The sequence below is a fragment of the Streptomyces sp. NPDC002754 genome, assembly GCF_053592315.1.
This window is the reverse complement of sequence record NZ_JBSFVM010000036.1, coordinates 22,436-42,263: the sequence shown is the minus strand read 5'-3', so window position 1 is coordinate 42,263 and position 19,828 is coordinate 22,436. Positions and strand designations below refer to the sequence as shown.

The following is a 19,828-nucleotide window of genomic DNA, read 5'->3' as shown; positions in this document are numbered from 1 at the left end:
CTTGGATGGGTGACCCGCGGACCGGCGCTGTCGGTGGCTCGGCATATCCTGTCAGGGCAGTGGCCATCGGCTGACAAAGGAGTCCGAAGGTGCCGTCGATGCTCGATGCCGTCGTGGTGGGTGCGGGGCCGAACGGGCTGACCGCAGCCGTTGAACTGGCCAGGCGCGGCTTCTCCGTTGCCGTGTTCGAGGCCGAGAGCACGGTGGGCGGTGGCGCCCGCACGGAGGAGCTGACGCTCCCCGGCTTCCGCCACGACCCGTGCTCGGCCTCCCACCCGCTGGGCATCAACTCCCCGGCGTTCAGGGACCTCCCCCTGGACCGCTACGGCCTCGACTGGGTCCACCACGAACTGCCGATGGCGCACCCGTTCCCCGACGGCAGCGCGGCCATCCTGTCCCGGTCCGTCGCCGAGACCGCGGCGTCCTTCGGCCCGCGCGACGCGGGCGCGTACCGCCGCCTGATCGAGCCGTTGCTGCCGCACTGGGACGCGCTGGTCAAGGACTTCATGTCGCTGCCGCTCAGCGCGCTGCCCCGCGACCCGGTCACGCTCGCCCGGTTCGGCCTCGTCGGCCTGCCGCCGTCGACGTGGCTGATGCGCCGCTTCCGCGACGAGAAGGCCCCCGCCCTCCTCTCGGGCCTCGTCGCCCACGTCATCGCGCCGCTCGGCGGCTTCGCGACCTCCGCGATCGGCCTGGTCTTCGCCCTCGCCGCGCACGCGCGCGGGTGGCCCGTCGCGCGCGGCGGCTCCCAGTCGATCTCCGACGCCCTCGCCGCCTACCTGAAGGACCTCGGCGGCGCCATCCACACCGACTACGAGGTGAAGCGGCTCGACGACCTGCCGCCCGCCCGCGCCTACATCTTCGACACGTCGCCGAAGGCCCTCGCCAGGATCGCCGGACTCGGCGGCTATTACGACCGCTTCCGGTACGGCGCGAGTGTCTTCAAGGTCGACTACGCGCTCGACGGCCCTGTGCCGTGGACCGCGAAGGAGGCCAGGACCGCGGGGACGGTGCAGGTCGGCCCGTACCAGTCGGACATCGGCAGGGCGCTGAACGCCGCGTCCCGCGAGGGCCGCGGCCCCGAGGCGCCGTTCCTCATCACGGTGCAGCCGACCGTCGCCGACCCCACGCGCGCCCCCGAGGGCAAGCACACGTTCTGGACGTACGGGCACGTGCCGAACGGCTGGGACGGCGACCTCACGGACGCCATTGAGCGCCAACTGGAGCGCTTCGCCCCGGGGTTCAGGGACCTGGTCCTCGCGCGCGCGACGGCGGGCCCGCCCGAACTCGCGGTTCGCAACGCGAACTATGTGGGCGGCGACATCGCGTCCGGCGCGGCCAGCGGTCTCCAGCTCCTGCTGCGCCCCAAGCTGTCCCTCTCCCCGTACACGACGCCGCACCCCGCGGTGTACATCTGCTCCTCGGCCTCCCCGCCGGGGCCGGGCGTCCACGGCATGTCGGGCCACAATGCCGCGAAGGCGGTGTGGAAGCGGCTGCGCCTTTCAAGCCCCGCCGGCGATTGAGGCGCGGGGTCCGGGGCAGAGCCCTGAGGCGTAGGACCGGCCGACGTACATGTCGAATTTCCGCCAGCCACCCGGCTCACCATGCCCGACGCTAGTCACATGCACACCGACACCGACCGTTGCGTACGCGCAGTCCAAGCCAAGGACACCCGGTTCGACGGAGTCTTCTTCACCGCCGTGTTGACGACCCGCATCTACTGCCGCCCCGGCTGCCCGGTCGTGCCGCCCAAGCCGCGCAACATGCGGTTCTACCCGAGCGCCGCCGCCTGCCAGCAGGCCGGATTCCGGGCCTGCAAGCGGTGCCGCCCCGACACCACCCCCGGCTCCCCGGAGTGGAACCGGCGCGCCGACCTCACCGCCCGCGCCATGCGCCTCATCGGCGACGGCGTGGTGGACCGCGAGGGCGTCCCCGGACTCGCCCGCCGCCTCGGCTACAGCGCCCGCCAGATCGAGCGGCAGCTCCTCGCCGAGCTGGGCGCGGGCCCGCTCGCCCTGGCGCGGGCACAACGCGCCCAAACGGCCCGTCTCCTCATCGAGACCAGCCAACTCCCCCTCTCGGACGTGGCGTTCGCCTCCGGCTTCGCCTCGATCCGGGCCTTCAACGACACGGTCCGCGAGGTCTACGCGTTGTCGCCGACGGAGCTGCGGACGCGCGTACCCCAGGGGCGGGCGAGCGCCCCGGGAGTGCTCGCGCTGCGACTGCCGTTCCGCCAGCCCCTCAACCCCGACAACCTCTTCGGCCACCTCGCCGCGACCGCCGTACCCGGCGTGGAGGAGTGGCGCGACGGTTCCTACCGGCGCACCCTCCGCCTGCCGCACGGCCACGGCATCGCGACGCTCACACCGCCGGGCACGCCCACGGCGACGTACGTCGCCTGCCGCCTGATCCTCACCGACCAGCGCGACCTCACTGTGGCCATCAGCCGCTGCCGCCGCATGCTGGACCTGGACGCGGACCCGGTCGCGGTCGACGACCAGCTCCGCACCGACCCGCTCCTGGCGCCACTCGTCGACAAGGCGCCCGGCCGCCGCGTGCCGCGCACCGTCGACGAGGCCGAGTTCGCGGTACGCGCCGTGCTCGGCCAGCAGGTCTCGACGGCAGCCGCCCGCACCCACGCGGCCCGCCTCGTCCTCGCCCACGGTGAACCCGTCGACGACCCCGAGGGCGGCCTCACCCACCTCTTCCCGTCCCCGACGGCCCTCGCCTCCCTCGACCCGGAGTCGCTCGCGCTGCCCCGCAGCCGCCGCACGACTCTCACCACTCTCGTACGCCAACTGGCCGACGGTGAGCTGGTGTTGGGGCCCGAGTCCGACTGGGAAGAGGCCCGCGCCCGGCTCGCCGAGCTGCCCGGATTCGGGCCCTGGACCATCGAGGCGATCGCCATGCGCGCCCTCGGCGACCCGGACGCGTTCCTGCCCACGGACCTCGGAATGCGCCGCGCGGCCCAGGAGTTGGGCCTGCCGCACACCCCGGCGGCGCTGACCGCACGGGCGGCGGCGTGGCGCCCCTGGCGCGCGTACGCGACCCAGTACCTGTGGGCGACCGACGGCCACCCGATCAATTTCCTTCCCGCGTAAGGGGAAACGAGTCATGCAACCGCACAAGCAGCACACGCTCATCGACAGCCCCTACGGCGTCCTCACCCTCGTATCCACCGACGGCACCCTCTCCGGTCTCTACATGGAGGACCAGCGCCACCGCCCGCCGCAGGAGACCTTCGGTACCCGCGACGAGCGCCCGTTCGGTGCGGTCATCGACCAGCTGAACGCCTATTTCCAGGGCGAGTTGACGGAGTTCGAGCTGCCGCTCGACCTCCACGGCACCCCGTTCCAGCGCTCGGTCTGGGCGCAGCTCCAGCGGATCCCGTACGGCGAGACCCGTACGTACGGGGAACTGGCCGAGGCGCTCGGCAAGCCGGCCGCCTCCCGCGCCGTGGGCCTCGCCAACGGCAAGAACCCCGTCGGCGTCATCGTCCCCTGCCACCGAGTCATCGGCGCGAACGGCGACCTCACCGGCTACGGCGGCGGCCTCGACCGCAAGCGCCGCCTGCTGGCCTTCGAGCGCTCCGCCGACACGGCCGCCGCCCTGTTCTAACCCTCGTAGACCCCGTACGACGGCAGTCCCGCCGTGGCGAAGACGTGCACGGACAGGCCGCCCGCGGTGGAGCGCTGACCGATCGGGTGCAGGCCCGCCGGAGTGCCGCCCTCCGGGAACAGGCGGCGGCCCCGGCCGACCACGACGGGCGCGATCGCGAGGCGCAGCTCGTCGACGAGGCCCGCCGCGAGCAGCGACTGCGCGAGCCGTGCGCTGCCGTGGATCTGCAGCTCACGGCCGGGCTGCCGCTTCAGGGCGTCGACCTCGGCGGCGATGTTGCCCGCGAGGATCGTGGTCGGATTCCAGTCGGCCCCGGTCAGGCTCTGCGTGGCGACGTACTTCGGCAGACCGTTCATGATCTTCGCGAAGGGGTGGTCGGTCATCGCAGGCCAGTCCCGCGCGAAGTTCTCGTACGTCCGGCGACCGAACAACAGTCCGTCCGCCTCGCCGAGCCAGCCCTCGGCGATCCCCATGAACTCCTCGTCCACATACGGCACGAACCAGCCGCCGCGCGTGAACCCGTCGCTGGTGTCCTCGTCCGGGGAGCCAGGTCCCTGCGACACACCGTCCAGCGTGAGGAACTCCTGCACCACCAGCTTCATCGCGCACCGCTTCCGTTGGAGGACCGTGCCCCCACCCTGCCGCAGGGCGGGGGCACGCGCAGGTCAGTTCTTCGCTTCCGCGTGCACCGGTTTCGGGATCAGCATCGACGTGAACAGGGCCGCCACGATGAGCACGAGACCCGCGACGACACCGGCGCTGTAGCCGCCGACCGAGGTGCCGTCGGTGGGGGCGACCGAGTCCATCGCCGCGTAGAGGATCACGAAGCTGAGGCCCGAACCGAGGTTGAAGCAGCCCGCGTTGAGGCCCGGCAGGAAGCCGGGGTTCTCGGTCGGGGAGAGCACGATGCCCAGGCCGTTCAGCATGATGTTGGCCATGCCCGCGTACGTGACACCCAGCAGGATCGACACCGCGAGGAGCAGGCCCGAGGAGTCCGTCTGGAGGGTCAGCAGCGCCAGGACGGTGGAGACCGCCGTGGCGATCAGCCCGGTCCGCAGGATGAGGCCGTAGCCGTACGTCGCCGCGAGCCGTCCCGAGATCGGGCCCATGGCCAGGCCCGCGAGCGCGTAGGGGGTGAGCGTCCACCAGGTCGCGCCCTCGGCGCCGAGGCCGAGCCCCACCGAGGTGTCCTGCGCGAAGCCGGGCAGCAGCCCGTTCATGATCGCGAAGACGCCGGTCATGGTGAGCATCGTCGACAGCAGCAGCGACCAGGTGGCGCGGCGCTTCAGCAGATGCGTGGTGACCAGCGGGTGCGGGGAGCGGTTCTCCATCCGCCAGAACGCCCAGAACGCGAGCGCGGCCACGACAAGGAGGCCGATCGCGAGCGGCCAGTTCGCGGCGGCCAGCTTGCCCGCCTCGTTGAAGGCGATCAGGAGCGCGCCGACCGAGATCACCAGGAGCAGCACGCCCGGCCAGTCCATGCGTGGCCGTTCGGCCGCGCGGGATTCCGGGGCCAAGAAGCGTACGAGCAGGGCCGAGACGGCCGCGAAGGCGGTCATGACCCAGAAGATCGACGCGTAGCCGTAGTGCTCGGCGAGGGAGCCGCCCGCGAACGAGTCGACGCCCGCGATGCCGCCGTTGATGGCGGTGACGATGCCCATGAGCGTGCCGTACCGCTTCGGGTCGGGGACCTCGACGCGCAGCATGATCAGGGCGAGCGGGATCGTCGGGCCCGAGGCGCCCTGGATGACACGGCCCACGGCGAGCATCCCGACGGACGTCGCGAGCGCGGAGATCACACACCCGACGGCCATCAGGACCATCATCCCGGTGAGCACCTTGCGGCGGCCGATCAGATCGCCGAGGCGCGGCAGGAACAGCGAGAACAGCGCGGCGGCCGTGAAGAACGCGGTCTGCGTGACACCGATCGCGGACGCGGAGGTGTCGAGTTCGTCCGCCATCGTCGCGAGCGCCGGGCTGAGCATCGAGGCGTTGAGCTGGAAGGCGAAGCTGGCCGCGAGCAGCGCGACCATGAGGGCGCCGATGCGGGCCGGGCGGCCCGCGCCGGGGCCGTCGGCCGCGGAGTGGGGGGAGGCGGCGACGCTCATGCTGCCGGCGCTCCGTCCCCGTCCGGCTCACCGATGCGGACCAGCGCGTCGACCACGAGGTTCCAGAACCGCTCGTGGTCCAGGTCGACGGCGACCTGCGTGTGGCAGTCGTCGGGCGCGGGCGCGCGCAGGTCGGTGACGGTCATACCGAGCGTGAGGGAGCCGCGCAGCTCGACGTCGACGGGCGCCTTGCGGACGGTCATGACGCTCGGGTCGATGACGTACGCGACGGCGCACGGGTCGTGCACGGGCGGGTGCTCGAAGCCCTGGTGCTCGCGGTAGGTCTCGCGGAAGAACTCGAGCAGTTCGAGCACGAACCCCGCGGGCTTCGTGCCGACGGCGGCGATCTTCTTCTCGACCTCGGGGGTGGCGAGCGCCTGGTGGGTGAGGTCGAGCCCGACCATGGTGACCGGCCACGGTTCGTTGAAGACGATGTGCGCGGCCTCGGGGTCGATCACGATGTTGAACTCGGCGACCGGGCTCCAGTTGCCCTCGTGGTAGCCGCCGCCCATGAGCACGACCTCGCGCACCCGCTCGACGATGCGGGGCTCCTTGCGGGCGGCGAGTGCGATGTTCGTGAGGCCCGCGGTCGGCACGATGGTGATCTCACCGGGCTCGTGCGCCATCACCGTGTCGATGATCAGGTCCACCGCGTGCCGCTCGTCGAGCTCGAACAGCGCGTCCTGGAGCGCGGGTCCGTCGAGTCCCGTGTCGCCGTGGATCTCGGGCGCGGTCTCGATCGTACGGATCAGGGGCCGCGGGCAGCCCGCCGCGAACGGCACCCCGGTGATTCCGGCGATCGCCGCGACGGAGAGGGCGTTGCGCGTCACCTTCTCGAGGGTCTGGTTGCCGACGACGGTGGTCACGGCGACGAGGTCGATGTCGGGGTTGCCGTGCGCGAGCAGCATGGCGACCGCGTCGTCGTGACCCGGGTCGCAATCGAGGATGATCTTCCTGGCCAACGGTTCGAGCCCCTTTGCTCTGGTTACGGAAACTGTCCACGGAAACATCCCTTGCCGCCACGCGAGATGTCAACGCGCGTAGATGTGAGAAAGATCGAGAATTCCAGGTGACGGAAGGGGGCGTTCCGGTGGGACGTCGCCGGTCCGCGGGCCGGACGGCCATGGGCAGCGGGCCCCTCCTGCGGTTAAGGTCGCAGCGGCGCGACTGCCTTGCCTCGTGCAAGGCGCAACAGCAAGGGGAGAGCAAGGTGGCGGACGCTGCACAGGCCGCGCGGCACGTGTTGATCGCGGCGGACAAGTTCAAGGGCTCGCTCACCGCCGTGCAGGTCGCACAGCGGGTGACGGCGGGTCTGCACCGTGTCGCGCCCGAGGTCACGGTGGAGTCCGTGCCGGTCGCGGACGGCGGGGACGGGACGGTGGCGGCGGCGGTCGCCGCCGGGTTCGAGCGCCGCGAGGTCCCGGTGACCGGGCCCCTCGGCGAGCCGGTCGTCGCGGCGTACGCGCTGCGCGAGGGCACGGCCGTCGTGGAGATGGCGGAGGCATCGGGCCTTCAACTCCTCCCCGAGGGCGAGTTCGCGCCGCTGACGGCGACGACGTACGGGTCCGGCGAGGTGATCACCGCCGCGCTCGACGCCGGGGCGCGCTCGATCGTGTTCGGCGTGGGCGGCAGCGCCACGACGGACGGCGGTGCGGGGATGCTGGCCGCGCTCGGCGCGCGGCTCCTCGACGCGGAGGGCGAGCCGGTCGGACCCGGCGGTGGCGCGCTCGCGAACCTCGCTTCGGCCGATCTGTCGGGGCTCGACGCACGCCTTGCCGAGGTCGACCTCGTCCTGGCGAGCGACGTCGACAACCCGCTGACCGGGCCGAAGGGCGCGCCCGCGATCTACGGTCCGCAGAAGGGCGCCACCCCGGAGAACATCGCCGAGCTGGACACCGCGCTCACCCACTTCGCCAAGGTGCTCTCCGAGTCGATCGGGCCGAAGGCGCTCGAGTACGCGGAGTCGCCGGGAGCCGGCGCCGCGGGTGGCATCGGGTACGGGGCGCTGGTCGGACTCGGCGCGAGCTTCCGGCCCGGTATCGAGGTCATGCTCGACGTCCTCGGCTTCGCGCCCGCGCTGGAGCGGGCCGAACTCGTGATCACCGGCGAGGGTTCGCTGGACGAGCAGACGCTGCACGGCAAGGCGCCCGCGGGTGTCGCCGCGGCGGCCCGGGCGGCGGGCGTCGAGGTCGTCGCGGTCTGCGGCCGCCTGGCCCTCCCCGCGGAGGCCCTCGGCCGGGCGGGTATCCGCCGGGCGTACGCACTCACCGACGTGGAGCCGGACGTGTCCCGCTGCATCGCCGAGGCGGGCCCCATCCTGGAGTCCGTGGCGGAACGCATCGCGACGGACTTCTTGCGCTGAGCCGGGGGTCTCGGCTGTACCGGGGTCGGCGCCACTGGTGATGGGTGCGCGGCACCGTGGCGCCGCCTTGCCCACCCTGCCGCCCAAGGCGGAGCGGCACCATCAAGCCCGGGCTGGCAAATTCAAGCCCCGCCGGCGTTTGAGGCGCATCTTTCGAGCCCCTGCGGCGATTGAGCGGCGGGGTCCGGGGCGGAGCCCCGTGGCCTCACCCCGGTGACAAGCGGTACGCGTCGAGCGCCAAGGTCATCTCCATCAGATCCCGCGGCCTCGACAGCGACCGCGACGTCAACTGCTCCAGCCTCCGCAGCCGGTTGAAGACCGTGTTGCGGTGGCAGTAGAGCCGCCCCGCCGCCCGCCCCGCCGACCCCTCGCACGCCAGCCACGCGTCCAACGTCTCCAACAGGACTGCCCGGTCGGCCGGTTCCAGGGTCAGCAGCTCGCCGAAGACCCCGGACACCAGCCGCTGGGCCAGGTCCGGCTGGCTCACCACCAGGGCCGTCGGCATCCGCTCGTCCAGGCGCACCACCCCCGTCGTCTCCGGAGGACAGGTGCGCAGCGCGAGCTCGGCCAGGCGGCGGGCGTGGCCGAGCTCGGCGAGCCCCTTGACGACAGGGCTGACCCCGCCCGGCCCCGGACAGCGGCCGTCGAGCAGCGCCGCCAGATCGTCCAGCGTGCGCCCCGCCCCGAGCGCCGCAACCCCCACCTCGCAGTCCGCCCGCATCCGCCACACGAACCGGCACCGCGGGTCCTGGATCCGCCGGTGGAACGCCTCGCGCCCGCCCTGTCGCTCCACCCGGAGCACGACGACGGCGTACGGGCCGTGCTCGGGCAGGTCGAGACCGGCCGCCGCGCGCGCCGCGAGGCCCGGCGCCGGACGGCCGTCGAGGAGCGCGTCGAGCAGCGCCTGCGTCTGCTCGTCGGTACGGCGCCGCAGCTCCAACTCCGTTGCCCGGTACGACTCCGAGGCCGCCTCGGCCTGCGCGTCGACCGCCGCCCACACCATCGTCGCCGACCGCATCAGAGCCTTCAGCCGCGCCGGTTCGCCGCCCGCGCTCTCCATCAGGGCGTCCCAGACGAGGTAGCCGGCGTTGCGGTAGGCGTGGATCAGGAGATCGAGCGGCAGTCCCTGCCCGGCCCGGCGCCGGCCCGCGTCCTCGGCGTACTCCAGGTCCCTGCGCGCCGAGTCGCGCGGCGCCGAGATCGTCTCGACGCCGATGCGCATCGCCTGCTCGGCCTCCCGCCACTGGTCGTCGTAGGGCAGCACGCGCGCGTAGACGTCCGAGTACGCGAAGAGCTGCCGCAGATGCTCGTCGACGAGCTCCGGCACCCGCTCGAGCAGCGTGCCGCAGGCCTCCTTCAGCAGCTTCCAGTCCTGCCCCGTGCGGTGTTTGCGTGCGCCCATCGCCCCTCCCCAACTACGCGTAAAGCGGCGGCAAAGGACCGACTTGCCTGTGCGGAGGATGCCACCCGCCCCGCGTCCCCGGCAGGCCCCTGACACGCGGTCTTGTGCGCGGGCACAACCGGGGCGGGCGGGCGCTGGGCCCGCGCAGCGATTCGGGGGCCGCCCGTGGACGGGCCGTCCGTGCGGTGCTGTCGTGAGCGCCACCGGTCCAGGACCACCGGGCCAGGGAGGGACGCACACAGTGACCGATGTGAGCAGGACAGAAGAACCAGGGCTTGTCGTCGACGACATGTCCGTCGGCTACGGGCCCGTCCGCGCGCTGCGCGGTGTGAGCCTGGAGGTGCCGGCGCGCTCCGTCGTCGCGGTGCTCGGCGGCAACGGCGCGGGCAAGACGACGCTGCTGCGAGCCGTGTCGCGCACCCTCGGCTTCCACGGCGGGGCGGTGACGTCCGGCACGGTGGACTTCGGCGGGAATGGGGTCTCCCCTGCTCGAACGGAGTTGAGAGCTCGGGGAAGGATCGGCGGTCTGTCCGCCGACCGTGTGGTCGCCGCCGGGATCTGCCAAGTCCCGGAGGGACGGCGGGTGTTCGCGCGGATGACCGTCGCGGACAATCTGCGGGCCGGGGCGCTCGGCTCGCACGGTTCGCGGGCCGACAAAGCGGCGGCGCTGCGGCGCGTGCACGAACTGTTCCCCGTGCTCGCCGACCGGGCGCAGCAGCGGGCGGGCCTGCTGTCCGGCGGCGAGCAGCAGATGCTAGCGGTGGGCCGCGCCCTGATGGCCGGGCCGAAACTGCTGCTCCTGGACGAACCCTCGCTGGGCCTCGCCCCGTTGATGGCCGCCCGGATCGCCGACACGATCCGCGAGATCAACGCGCAGGGCGACCGCTCGGTCTCCGTACTCCTCGTCGAACAGAACGCGGCGCTTGCGCTGCGGCTCGCCTCGTACGCGTACGTCCTGGAGGTCGGCGAGATCACCCTGCACGGCCGCGCCGACGAACTCGCCGGATCCGACGAGGTACGCCGCCGCTACCTGGGCGTGGTCGACGAGACGGCCGCGTCGGACGCCGCGGCCGCCACCGGCGGTGCCGCGCACCCGCCGACGCTGAGCCGCTGGGGAGGCACGCAATGACCGACGTACCGCCCCTGTACGTAAGGGACTTGACCGTACGGTTCGCCGGCCTCACCGCCCTCGACTCCATCGGCCTGACCGTCGAACCGGGCACGGTGCACGCCGTCATCGGACCGAACGGCGCGGGCAAGTCCACCACCTTCAACGTCCTGTCCGGCGTCTATCGGGCCACCTCCGGCACCGTCCACCTCGGCGAGCACGAACTCACCGGCCTGCCCCCGCACCGCATCGCCGAACTCGGCGTCGCCCGCACCTTCCAGAACCTCGCCCTGCCACCGCACGCCACGGTCGCCGACAGCCTGCTGCTCGGCCGGCACCGGCTGACCCGTGCGGGCTTCGTCGCGGCGGGCCTGCGCCTGCCGTCGGCGGCCCGCGAGGAACGCGCCCACCGTGAACGGGCCAGGGAGATAGCCGAGTTCGTCGGTATCGCCGATCAACTCGCCACCCCCACCGGCTCGTTGCCCTACGGCGCGCAGAAGCTCGCCGAACTCGCCCGCGCCCTGTGCATGGAGCCGCGGCTCCTCCTCCTCGACGAGCCCGTCGCCGGCATGACCGCCGACGAACGCCGCCGCACCGCCGCCGTCATCGCGGGCGTCCGCGACAGCCTCGGCATCTCGATCGTCCTGGTCGAACACGACATGGGCGTCGTCATGCGGCTCGCCGACGAGGTGACCGTCCTCGACTTCGGCCGCCGCATCGCGGGCGGGCCCCCGGAGCGCGTGCAGAACGACCCGGCGGTCGTCCAGGCATACCTGGGCGCGCCCGACGACTCGCGGGACCACACCGGAGGGGCCGTATGACCACGTTTCTCGAACTCCTCATCAACGGCGTCTCCATGGGCTCCGTCTACGCCCTCATCGCGCTCGGCTTCGTCGTCATCTTCCGGGCCACCGAGGTTGTCAACTTCGCCCACGCTTCGCTGCTGCTCGCCGGCGGCTACGTCATCGCGTCGCTCCACGACAACATCGGGTTCTGGCCCGCCGTCGGTGTCGGCATCGCGGCCGCGGCCGTCGTCGGCGCCGCCGTCGAGTTCCTCGTGATGCGGCGCTACCGGGGACGCGACCACAGCGTCCTCGCCATCGTCACCATCGGCGTCGACATCCTCCTGACCACCGAACTCACCCGCCGCCTCGGCACGGACGTGCTCGCCATGGGGGACCCGTGGGGCGATGCCGTGCTCACCGTCGGCGGGGTCTCCATCGCACACACCCGGATCGCCGCGCTCGCGGCGGCGGCCCTGCTCATCACCGCGTTCCTGCTCACGTTCCGCTACACCTCGTGGGGCGTCGCGATGCGCGCCGCCGCCGAGAGCAGCGAGACCGCCGCGCTGATGGGCGTACGGCTCGGGCGGGTGTCGCTCGGCGCATGGGCGGTGGCGGGCGGGCTCGCGGCCGTCGCGGCGCTGTTCCTGACCGTGTTCCCGACGCCGGGCCTCGAACGGGCCACGTCACTGGCCGCGTTGAAGGCCTTCCCCGCCGCGATCCTCGGTGGGCTCGACTCCACCACCGGCGCGCTCGTCGGCGGCCTCATCGTCGGCGTCACCGAGTCCCTCGCCGCCGGCTACCAGAGCGAACTCGCCTTCATGGGCCGCGGCCTCGGCGACCTCGCGCCCTATCTCGTGATGACCGTGATCCTGCTGCTGCGGCCCTCGGGGCTCTTCGGGACGAAGGAGCTCGCCCGTGTCTGACGTACTCGCCTCGGATGCCACACGAGCCAAGCCACGCACTACGTACGGCAGTTCACTTCGCGTCCTCCTCTCGCGACGCCGTACGTACGTCATCGCGGCCTGCGCCCTCCTGCTGCTCGCCCTGCCGTTCTACCTGGAGCGCTTCTGGTTGCAGGCGGGCCTGTTCGCCATGGCCGCCGCCATCGGTGCCATCGGGCTCAACCTGCTGACCGGCGCGACCGGGCAGCTCTCCATGGGCCACGCCTTCTTCCTCGCCGTCGGCGCCTACGGGTACTGCGTGTTCGCGGGGGAGCGGGGGCAGACCCTTAACGGGCTCGGCCTTCCGTCGTGGCTGGCCGCCGTGCTCGCGGTGCTCGTCGCGGGTGTCGCGGGCGGCCTGTTCAGCCCCATCGCGGGCCGCCTCAAGGGCGCGTACCTCGGCATCGCGACCCTCGCCCTGATCTTCATCGGGCAGCACGTCCTGTTCAACGCCGAGGACCTGACGGGCGGCGCGAACGGGCGCGACGTACCCGCCATGAGCCTGTTCGGCCTCACCTTCGACGAAAGTCAACTCACGGTCGCGGGCGTGCCGTTCGGCGCCTCCGAGAAGCTCTGGTACCTGGGCCTTCTGCTCACGCTCGGCTGCGGACTCTTCGCCCGCGGCGTGCTGCGCGGACGGCCGGGGCGCGCCCTCAACGCGATCCGCGACCACCGGATCGCGGCCGGGGTACTCGGCGTGCCGGTCGCCCGCTACCGCGGCTTCGTCTTCGTGCTGTCGTCGATGTATGCGGGCCTCGCGGGCGTCCTGCTCGCCCTGGTCTTCCAGCGCACCGTGCCCGACTACTTCGGCATCACGCTCTCCCTCGAATACCTCGCCATGATCGTCATCGGCGGCCTCGGATCCGTGGCGGGCGCCGTCGTCGGCGCGGCCTTCGTCTCGCTGCTGCCGCAACTGCTCACCCGCTACAGCGACGCCCTGCCCCTCGTCTCCGCCCCCGGCACGGGCGGTGTGGCCCCCGGCGAGGCGTCCCGCTATCTGTACGGCGCCGCCGTCGTGGCGGTGGTCCTTTTCCTACCCGGCGGACTTGTGCGGCTTTCCGCCCTGCGCGCCAGGAAACACCCTCAGGAGGACGCATGACCCGATCTCATTCGCACCGCCGCACCCGAACGCTCACGGTGACCGCCGTGGCCGCCCTGCTCGCGCTGACCGCCGCGTGCAGCTCCAAGGCCGAGGACGGCGGGGGCGGCGACAAGCAGAGCGCCGGCGGCATCAAGACCGGCAAGGGCATCACCGGCAAGACGATCAACCTCGGCGTCCTCACCGACATGACCGGCGTCTACGCGACGCTCGGCAAGAGCGTCACCCAGGCGCAGCAGCTGTACGTGAAGCAGTTCAACGCAGCGGGTGGCGCCTGCGGTTACAAGGCCAAGCTCACCGTGCGCGACCACGGCTACGACCCGCAGAAGGCCGTCGCCGGTTACACGGAGCTCTCACCCGACGTGCTCGGCTTCCCGCAGTTCCTCGGCTCGCCGTTCGTGGCCGCCGTCAAGAGCCGCATCGGCCAGGACAAGGCCCTCGTACTGCCGCAGGCCTGGTCGGCACACCTGCTCGGCAGCCCGTACGTGCGCGTCATCGGCTCGACGTACGACATCGAGACGATCAACGCGATCGACTTCCTGATGAAGGAGAAGGGCCTGAAGAAGGGCGACAAGCTCGGCCACGTCTACTTCGAGGGCGACTACGGCGAAAACGCGCTCCAGGGCTCCCAGTACATGGCGAAGGAGGCCGGGCTCACCGTCGTCGAGCAGAAGATCAAGCCGACCGACAACGACATGACCGCGCAGGTCTCCGCCCTGAAGAAGGCCGGCGTCAAGGGCGTCGTGATCAGCGCGGGCCCGCGCCAGGCGGCCTCCCTCGTCGGCGTCGCGGCCGCGGCGAAGCTGAACGCGCCCATCATCGGCAACAACTCGGCCTACTCTCCCCAGCTGTTGGGAACCCAGGCGGCCCCGGCCCTCCTGAAGAACTATTGGGTCGCCTCCCCGTCGCTGCCCATCGGCGCGGACACCCCGGAGGCGAAGAAGCTCGTCGCCGACTACAAGGAGGCGTACCCGAAGGACTCGCTCGACAACGGCGTCGTCGCGGGCTGGACCGCCGCGGCCGTGTTCGGCGAGGCCCTGAAGAAGGCCTGCGAGGGCAAGGACCTCACACGGGAGGGCGTCGACAAGGCCCTGTTGTCCCTGAGCGACTTCGAGAACGGCTTCGGCGTCACCCAGGACTTCAGCGCCCCGAAGGCCCCGTCCTCACACGAATCGGTGATCCTCCAGCCCGACAAGTCGGCGGTCGGCGGCATGAAGGTCGTCCGTCAGCCGTCCGAGTCCGAGGAGGCCAAGGGCTTTACACCCAAGGCGAGTTGACGACCGCGTGTATCGGCCGCGCCAGGCGCGCACGGCTGCGCCCGGCCCGGCCGATACACATACGGTCACCCCGAAAACACGTGGACCGCCGACACGTCGCCACGGGACACTCCGATGTCCGGCCCCACCTCACGGCCGGAAACCCACACCCCTCCAACACCCAAGGGACGGGATCGGATTGACCTCATTGCGCGAAGTGCCACCGAGCCGCGGTTCGGTACTGCTCGCACTCCGCTACTACGGACGGGAGCTGGCGCGGGCGCGCCGGTTCGCGGTCCCCGCGATGCTGCTGCCCGCGCTCGGCAACATCGGCCTCTTCTACCTGGCGCCGCTCGTCGTCGCCAAGCTCGTCGGCCACCTCGCCGACGGCGGCGAGCGCACCGTTCACGCGATGCTGCCGTACGTCCTCACCTTCGCCGGCGTGCTCCTTGCCGCCGAGGCGCTGTGGCGCATCGGATTCCACTGCATCAATCGGCTCGAGGCGGGCGCCATCTCGCGCCTGTACGTGATCGGCATGGACGAGCTGTACGCGAAGGACGCCACGTTCTTCCACGACAACTTCGCCGGCTCGCTCACCAAGCGCGTCCTGAGCTTCGCCTCCCGCTTCGAGGAGTTCGCCGACGTACTGATCTTCAACGTGATGGCCAGCTTCGTACCGATCATCTTCGGTTCGGTCGTGCTGTGGCGGTACGAGCCCTGGCTCGTCGTCGTACTCCTGGCGATGATCGCGATCACCGGCCTGTGCGTACGGCCCCTGATCCGGCGCCGCCAGAAGCTGGTCAACGCGCGCGAAGCGGCCTTCACCCACATGTCGGGGCACGTCGCCGACAGCCTGATGAACATGGAGACGGTCCGCGCCTTCGCCGCAGAGGAGCGCGAGGCCGCCGAGCACCGGGAGCGGGTCGCGGACGCGCGCGGCCACATCCTGCGGGCCTGGGACTACGGCAACCTGCGCGTGGACACCGTCGTCGCCCCGCTCTCCGTGCTGACCAACGCCGTCGGACTCCTGCTGGCCGTCGCCCTCGCGGGCCGCGGCCAGGGCGTCGAGGCGATCGTCGTCGCGTTCACGTACTTCAGCAACGCGACGCGGATCATGTTCGAGTTCAACCAGATCTACCGCCGCCTTGAGCGTGCCATGACGGAGGCGGCCCAGTTCACCGAGCTGCTGCGGGACGAGCCGAAGGTGCTCGACCCGGCCGAGCCCGAGGAGCCGCAGGAGACCTCGGCCGCCGCCGTCCGATTCGAGCGGGTCGCGTACACGCACGCGGGCGCGGAGCCGCTGTTCACCGGGCTCGACCTGACCGTGCCCGGCGGCACGCGGCTCGGCCTCGTCGGCCGCTCAGGAGGTGGCAAGACAACACTCACCCGGCTCCTCCTGCGGATGATGGACATCGACGGCGGCCGGATCCTGATCGACGGCCAGGACATCTCCAAGCTGCGCCAGGCCGACCTGCGGTCCCTGATCGCGTACGTCCCGCAGGACCCGGCCATGTTCCACCGCAGCCTGCGCGAGAACATCGCCTTCGCCCGGCCGGGGGCGAGCGCGGCGGAGGTCCGCGAGGCGGCGGAGGCGGCACACGTCGCCGAGTTCGCGGACGCGCTGCCGGAAGGGTTCGACACGATGGTCGGGGAGCGCGGCATCAAGCTCTCCGGCGGCCAGCGCCAGCGGGTCGCGCTCGCCCGCGCGATCCTGCGGGACGCCCCGATCCTCCTTCTGGACGAGGCGACCAGCGCGCTCGACTCGGAGAGCGAGCTGCTGGTACAGGAGGCGCTCTGGCGCCTCATGGAAGGCCGGACGGCCCTGGTGGTCGCCCACCGCCTCAGCACCGTGGCCGGCATGGACAACCTGGTCGTCCTCGACCACGGCCGCATCGTGGAACAGGGCACCCACGAGCACCTCCTCGCCGCCCACGGCACCTACGCCAAACTCTGGCACCACCAATCGGGAGGCTTCTTGCAAGAGGCCGCCTGAGGGCGGCACCGGTGCTGAGCCATACCGAGGGCGCTGCCCGCGCCGGGGCGCCGCCTTGCCCACCCTGCCGCCCAAGGCGGCAGATTGCCCAAGGCGCGACGGCGACGGTCAGCACCGGTATTTCAAGCCCCTGCGGCGATTGAGCAGCGGGGTCCGGGGCGGAGCCCCGAGGCGTCAACCACGGTGCCGGTGACACGTAAAAAGGCGGTGGGCCCGAACCGCAAAGGTTCGGGCCCACCGCCCACACGTTCCGTCGGGCTACGGCAACTGCGTGGCCCGCGCCTCCCGCCGATTCCCCCGGAAATTATTCACACGGCGAGCCGTCGCGAACAACGGGATGACCGCCCCCAGGACCACCTGAAGCGTGCACCCCATCGCAAGGAGCAGCTGCCCGCCGGGCGCGTCGAACGCCCACGCCGCAAGCAGCCCCATGCTCGCCACGATCCACCCCAGCATCGCCACGGCGAGCCGCCCCCGCGGCTTCGGGTACTCGACCCGGCTCACCATGAGCCACGCCGTACCGATGATCGCGAGGAGCGTCGCCACGAAGGGCAGCTCGAGCAGCACGATCGAGACGACGGTCAGCGCGCCGAACGGCGACGGCATCCCCTGGAACGTGCCGTCCTTCACGGTCACGCACGAGAACCGCGCAAGCCTCAGCACCACCGCCAACAGCACAACGATCGCGCCCACCGCCGCGACTCTCTGGTGCGCGTCGTCGGCGACCATCCCGTACACGAGCACGAAGTACGCGGGCGCGAGGCCGAAGCTGATGAGATCGGAAAGGTTGTCCAGCTCCGCGCCCATCGGCGAGGACCGCAGCTTGCGCGCCACCAGACCGTCGAACAGGTCGAAGATCGCGGCGGCGAGCATCAGGATCACGGCGGTCGCGGCGGAGTGCCGCGCCATGCCGGAGTCCGAGCTGCCCTGGATGTGCGGGATCAGGATCCCGGTCGTCGTGAAGTAGACGGCCATGAAGCCGCACGTGGCGTTGCCCAGCGTGAGGGTGTCCGCTATCGACAGACGAAGCGACAGCGGCATCTCCTCCGCGTCGTCCGCCAGGTCGTCATCGGCCCAGGCCGGAGTCTCGTGGTCAGTCACGGTCAATTCGGGTCACCCCAGCCACCGTCTTCTGGCCGACCTCGACGTCGGCCTCGACGCCCTCGGGGAGGTAGATGTCGACACGCGAACCGAAGCGGATCAGGCCGATCCGCTCGCCCTGCTCGACCTTCGTGCCCTGGGGGATGTAGGGCACGATGCGGCGGGCGACGGCGCCGGCGATCTGGACCATCTCGATGTCACCGAGCTCGGTGTCGAAGTGCCACACCACCCGCTCGTTGTTCTCGCTCTCCTTGTTGAAGGCGGGAACGAAACCACCGGGGATGTGCTCGACCGACCTGACCGTGCCCGCGAGGGGAGCGCGGTTCACGTGCACGTTCAGCGGGCTCATGAAGATCGCGACGCGGGTGCGCCCGTCCTTCCACGGCATGATGCTCTGCACCACACCGTCGGCCGGGGAGATGACCCGGCCATCGGCGATCTCGCGCTCGGGGTCGCGGAAGAACCACAGCATGCCGGCCGCCAGAGCGGTGGTCGGAACGGCGAGTGCGGCTGCCTTCTTGGAGCGACGCGAGCGCGCCAGGCTGAGGGCAGCCGTGGCGACGGTCGGGAGAAGCCACGGCGAGGCTCCGCGCGCAAGACGTCCCTTGAGGACGCCGTCGCGTGGTGCAGAGATTTGGCTGTGGGGCATGGATGACCTTCGTAGCGGATGAGGCCGCGCAGTTTACGGGGGACGGCGGCTTTTCCGGGATGCTATCGGTTGCGAGCCACAACTGGGCAAGCCAGGAAGCCACATCGGACGGCAGGCGTCTCCCGGAGCGCGCCTACGGGGTGTGATCTTCTTCGCGAAGAAACACCCCGTAAACGGACATCTGGCCCAGGATCAGCCTTGGGATCGATACTCCTCGAGGAGTCGACGACCAATGATCATTTTCTGGATCTCGGCGGTACCTTCGCCGATCAGCAGCATCGGTGCCTCGCGGTAGAGACGCTCGATCTCGTACTCCTTGGAGAAGCCGTAGCCGCCATGGATCCGGAACGCGTCCTCCACGACTTCCTTGCAGTATTCGGAGGCCAGGTACTTGGCCATCCCTGCCTCGAGGTCGTTACGTTCCCCTGAGTCCTTTTTGCGTGCTGCATTGACCATCATCGCATGGGCGGCCTCGACCTTGGTGGCCATCTCGGCCAACTTGAACTGGATCGCCTGGTGCTGCGCGATCGGCTTTCCGAAAGTGTGCCGTTGCTGCGCGTAATCGACACCCAGTTCAAATGCACGCTGGGCGACGCCGCAGCCACGCGCGGCGACATTCACGCGCCCGACCTCCACGCCGTCCATCATTTGGTAAAAGCCGCGGCCGGTCTCTCCGCCCAGTACGCGATTGGCCGGAATGTGCAGGTCATCCATGATGAGTTCGGTCGTGTCGACGCCCTTGTACCCCATCTTGTCGATCTTTCCGGGGATGGTCAGGCCTGGACGGACCTCACCGAAACCGGGTTCCTTCTCCACGAGGAACGTCGTCATCGACTTGTGCGGCGCGGAGCCCTCCGGGTGACCTTCATCACTTCGCGTGAGAACGGCCACGAGCGTTGACGAACCACCGTTCGTCAGCCACATCTTCTGGCCGTTCAGGCGGTAACTGTCGCCGTCCTTAACCGCCTTTGACGTGATGGCCGACACGTCGGAGCCAAGTCCCGGTTCGGACATGGAGAATGCGCCACGCACCTCGCCGAGCGCCATGCGGGGCAGGAAGTGGTCCTTCTGCTCCTGCGTCCCGTGCTGCTTGAGCATGTAGGCGACGATGAAGTGGGTGTTGATGATGCCGGAGACCGACATCCAGCCGCGCGCGATCTCCTCCACGCACAGCGCATAGGTGAGCAGCGACTCGCCCAGACCCCCGTACTCCTCGGGAATCATGAGCCCGAACAGGCCCAACTCCTTGAGCCCGTCGACGATCTCTTGCGGGTACTCGTCCCGGTGCTCGAGTTCGGTCGCTACCGGGAGGATCTCTTTGTCGACGAAGTCCCTGACCGTGGAGAGGATTTCCCGCTGCACTTCGGTCAGGCCGTGGGTCTGGGCGAGTCGGCTCATGGCTACTT

17 protein-coding genes are annotated in these 19,828 nt (G+C 70.9%); 10 read left to right on the top strand and 7 right to left on the bottom strand.

Annotated elements, in window-relative coordinates:
- Positions 1 to 98: 98 nt before the first annotated feature.
- The 3 genes from ACWD2L_RS36560 (at position 99) to ACWD2L_RS36550 (ending at position 3,618) form a co-directional block, all read left to right on the top strand.
- Positions 99 to 1,523: a phytoene desaturase family protein gene (locus tag ACWD2L_RS36560; RefSeq protein WP_351340662.1), complete on the top strand. Its 1,425-nt coding sequence runs from the start codon at positions 99 to 101 to the stop codon at positions 1,521 to 1,523.
- A gap of 99 nt (positions 1,524 to 1,622) precedes the next feature.
- Positions 1,623 to 3,101, top strand: a complete 1,479-nt coding sequence (locus tag ACWD2L_RS36555) for an AlkA N-terminal domain-containing protein (RefSeq protein ID WP_351340631.1) — start codon at positions 1,623 to 1,625, stop codon at positions 3,099 to 3,101.
- 13 nt (positions 3,102 to 3,114) lie between these two features.
- A complete protein-coding gene (locus ACWD2L_RS36550) occupies positions 3,115 to 3,618 on the top strand; it encodes a methylated-DNA--[protein]-cysteine S-methyltransferase (RefSeq protein WP_351340633.1) in 504 nt (167 codons plus the stop codon).
- Here the strand turns inward: ACWD2L_RS36550 and ACWD2L_RS36545 are convergent.
- From ACWD2L_RS36545 to uriH, 3 genes are all read right to left on the bottom strand, one after another.
- Positions 3,615 to 4,220, bottom strand: a complete 606-nt coding sequence (locus tag ACWD2L_RS36545; RefSeq protein ID WP_351340636.1) for a dihydrofolate reductase family protein — start codon at positions 4,218 to 4,220, stop codon at positions 3,615 to 3,617. The two genes, ACWD2L_RS36550 and ACWD2L_RS36545, sit on opposite strands and share 4 nt — an antisense overlap.
- Before the next feature lie 63 nt (positions 4,221 to 4,283).
- Positions 4,284 to 5,726: a uridine transporter UriT gene (uriT, locus tag ACWD2L_RS36540; protein WP_351340639.1), complete on the bottom strand. Its 1,443-nt coding sequence runs from the start codon at positions 5,724 to 5,726 to the stop codon at positions 4,284 to 4,286.
- A complete protein-coding gene (gene uriH / locus ACWD2L_RS36535) occupies positions 5,723 to 6,688 on the bottom strand; it encodes a uridine-preferring nucleoside hydrolase UriH (RefSeq protein ID WP_351340642.1) in 966 nt (321 codons plus the stop codon). The genes uriT and uriH overlap by 4 nt, the downstream gene beginning before the upstream one ends.
- Positions 6,689 to 6,936: 248 nt before the next feature.
- Here uriH and ACWD2L_RS36530 point away from each other — a divergent pair, with 248 nt between their 5' ends.
- On the top strand, positions 6,937 to 8,088 hold the full coding sequence (locus tag ACWD2L_RS36530; protein ID WP_351340643.1) for a glycerate kinase: 1,152 nt from the start codon (positions 6,937 to 6,939) through the stop codon (positions 8,086 to 8,088).
- 205 nt (positions 8,089 to 8,293) lie between these two features.
- On the opposite strand, the gene ACWD2L_RS36525 is transcribed toward ACWD2L_RS36530, so the two are convergent.
- Positions 8,294 to 9,490, bottom strand: coding sequence for a helix-turn-helix domain-containing protein (locus tag ACWD2L_RS36525; RefSeq protein WP_351340646.1), 1,197 nt, complete (start codon positions 9,488 to 9,490; stop codon positions 8,294 to 8,296).
- 289 nt (positions 9,491 to 9,779) lie between these two features.
- Here ACWD2L_RS36525 and ACWD2L_RS36520 point away from each other — a divergent pair, with 289 nt between their 5' ends.
- The 6 genes from ACWD2L_RS36520 (at position 9,780) to ACWD2L_RS36495 (ending at position 16,672) form a co-directional block, all read left to right on the top strand.
- Entirely contained in the window at positions 9,780 to 10,619 is an 840-nt protein-coding gene (locus ACWD2L_RS36520; RefSeq protein ID WP_351340664.1) for an ABC transporter ATP-binding protein, read from the top strand.
- Positions 10,616 to 11,419: an ABC transporter ATP-binding protein gene (locus ACWD2L_RS36515; RefSeq protein WP_351340648.1), complete on the top strand. Its 804-nt coding sequence runs from the start codon at positions 10,616 to 10,618 to the stop codon at positions 11,417 to 11,419. The genes ACWD2L_RS36520 and ACWD2L_RS36515 overlap by 4 nt, the downstream gene beginning before the upstream one ends.
- Complete coding sequence (locus tag ACWD2L_RS36510; protein WP_351340651.1) at positions 11,416 to 12,306, top strand: branched-chain amino acid ABC transporter permease; 891 nt, start codon at positions 11,416 to 11,418, stop codon at positions 12,304 to 12,306. Before ACWD2L_RS36515 ends, ACWD2L_RS36510 begins: the two co-directional genes overlap by 4 nt.
- Positions 12,307 to 12,397: 91 nt before the next feature.
- Complete coding sequence (locus ACWD2L_RS36505; RefSeq protein ID WP_351340667.1) at positions 12,398 to 13,423, top strand: branched-chain amino acid ABC transporter permease; 1,026 nt, start codon at positions 12,398 to 12,400, stop codon at positions 13,421 to 13,423.
- Entirely contained in the window at positions 13,420 to 14,700 is a 1,281-nt protein-coding gene (locus ACWD2L_RS36500; protein WP_351340653.1) for an ABC transporter substrate-binding protein, read from the top strand. Before ACWD2L_RS36505 ends, ACWD2L_RS36500 begins: the two co-directional genes overlap by 4 nt.
- Before the next feature lie 196 nt (positions 14,701 to 14,896).
- Positions 14,897 to 16,672, top strand: coding sequence for an ABC transporter ATP-binding protein (locus tag ACWD2L_RS36495; protein WP_351340656.1), 1,776 nt, complete (start codon positions 14,897 to 14,899; stop codon positions 16,670 to 16,672).
- A 258-nt stretch (positions 16,673 to 16,930) separates the two neighbouring features.
- On the opposite strand, the gene pssA is transcribed toward ACWD2L_RS36495, so the two are convergent.
- The 3 genes from pssA to ACWD2L_RS36480 all read right to left on the bottom strand — a co-directional run bounded on the left by pssA (position 16,931) and on the right by ACWD2L_RS36480 (position 19,820).
- Positions 16,931 to 17,713, bottom strand: a complete 783-nt coding sequence (pssA, locus tag ACWD2L_RS36490) for a CDP-diacylglycerol--serine O-phosphatidyltransferase (protein WP_351342535.1) — start codon at positions 17,711 to 17,713, stop codon at positions 16,931 to 16,933.
- Positions 17,714 to 17,765: 52 nt separating this feature from the next.
- Complete coding sequence (locus ACWD2L_RS36485) at positions 17,766 to 18,422, bottom strand: phosphatidylserine decarboxylase (RefSeq protein ID WP_351342531.1); 657 nt, start codon at positions 18,420 to 18,422, stop codon at positions 17,766 to 17,768.
- Positions 18,423 to 18,614: 192 nt separating this feature from the next.
- On the bottom strand, positions 18,615 to 19,820 hold the full coding sequence (locus ACWD2L_RS36480) for an acyl-CoA dehydrogenase family protein (protein ID WP_351342529.1): 1,206 nt from the start codon (positions 19,818 to 19,820) through the stop codon (positions 18,615 to 18,617).
- Between the last annotated feature and the right edge of the window lie 8 nt (positions 19,821 to 19,828).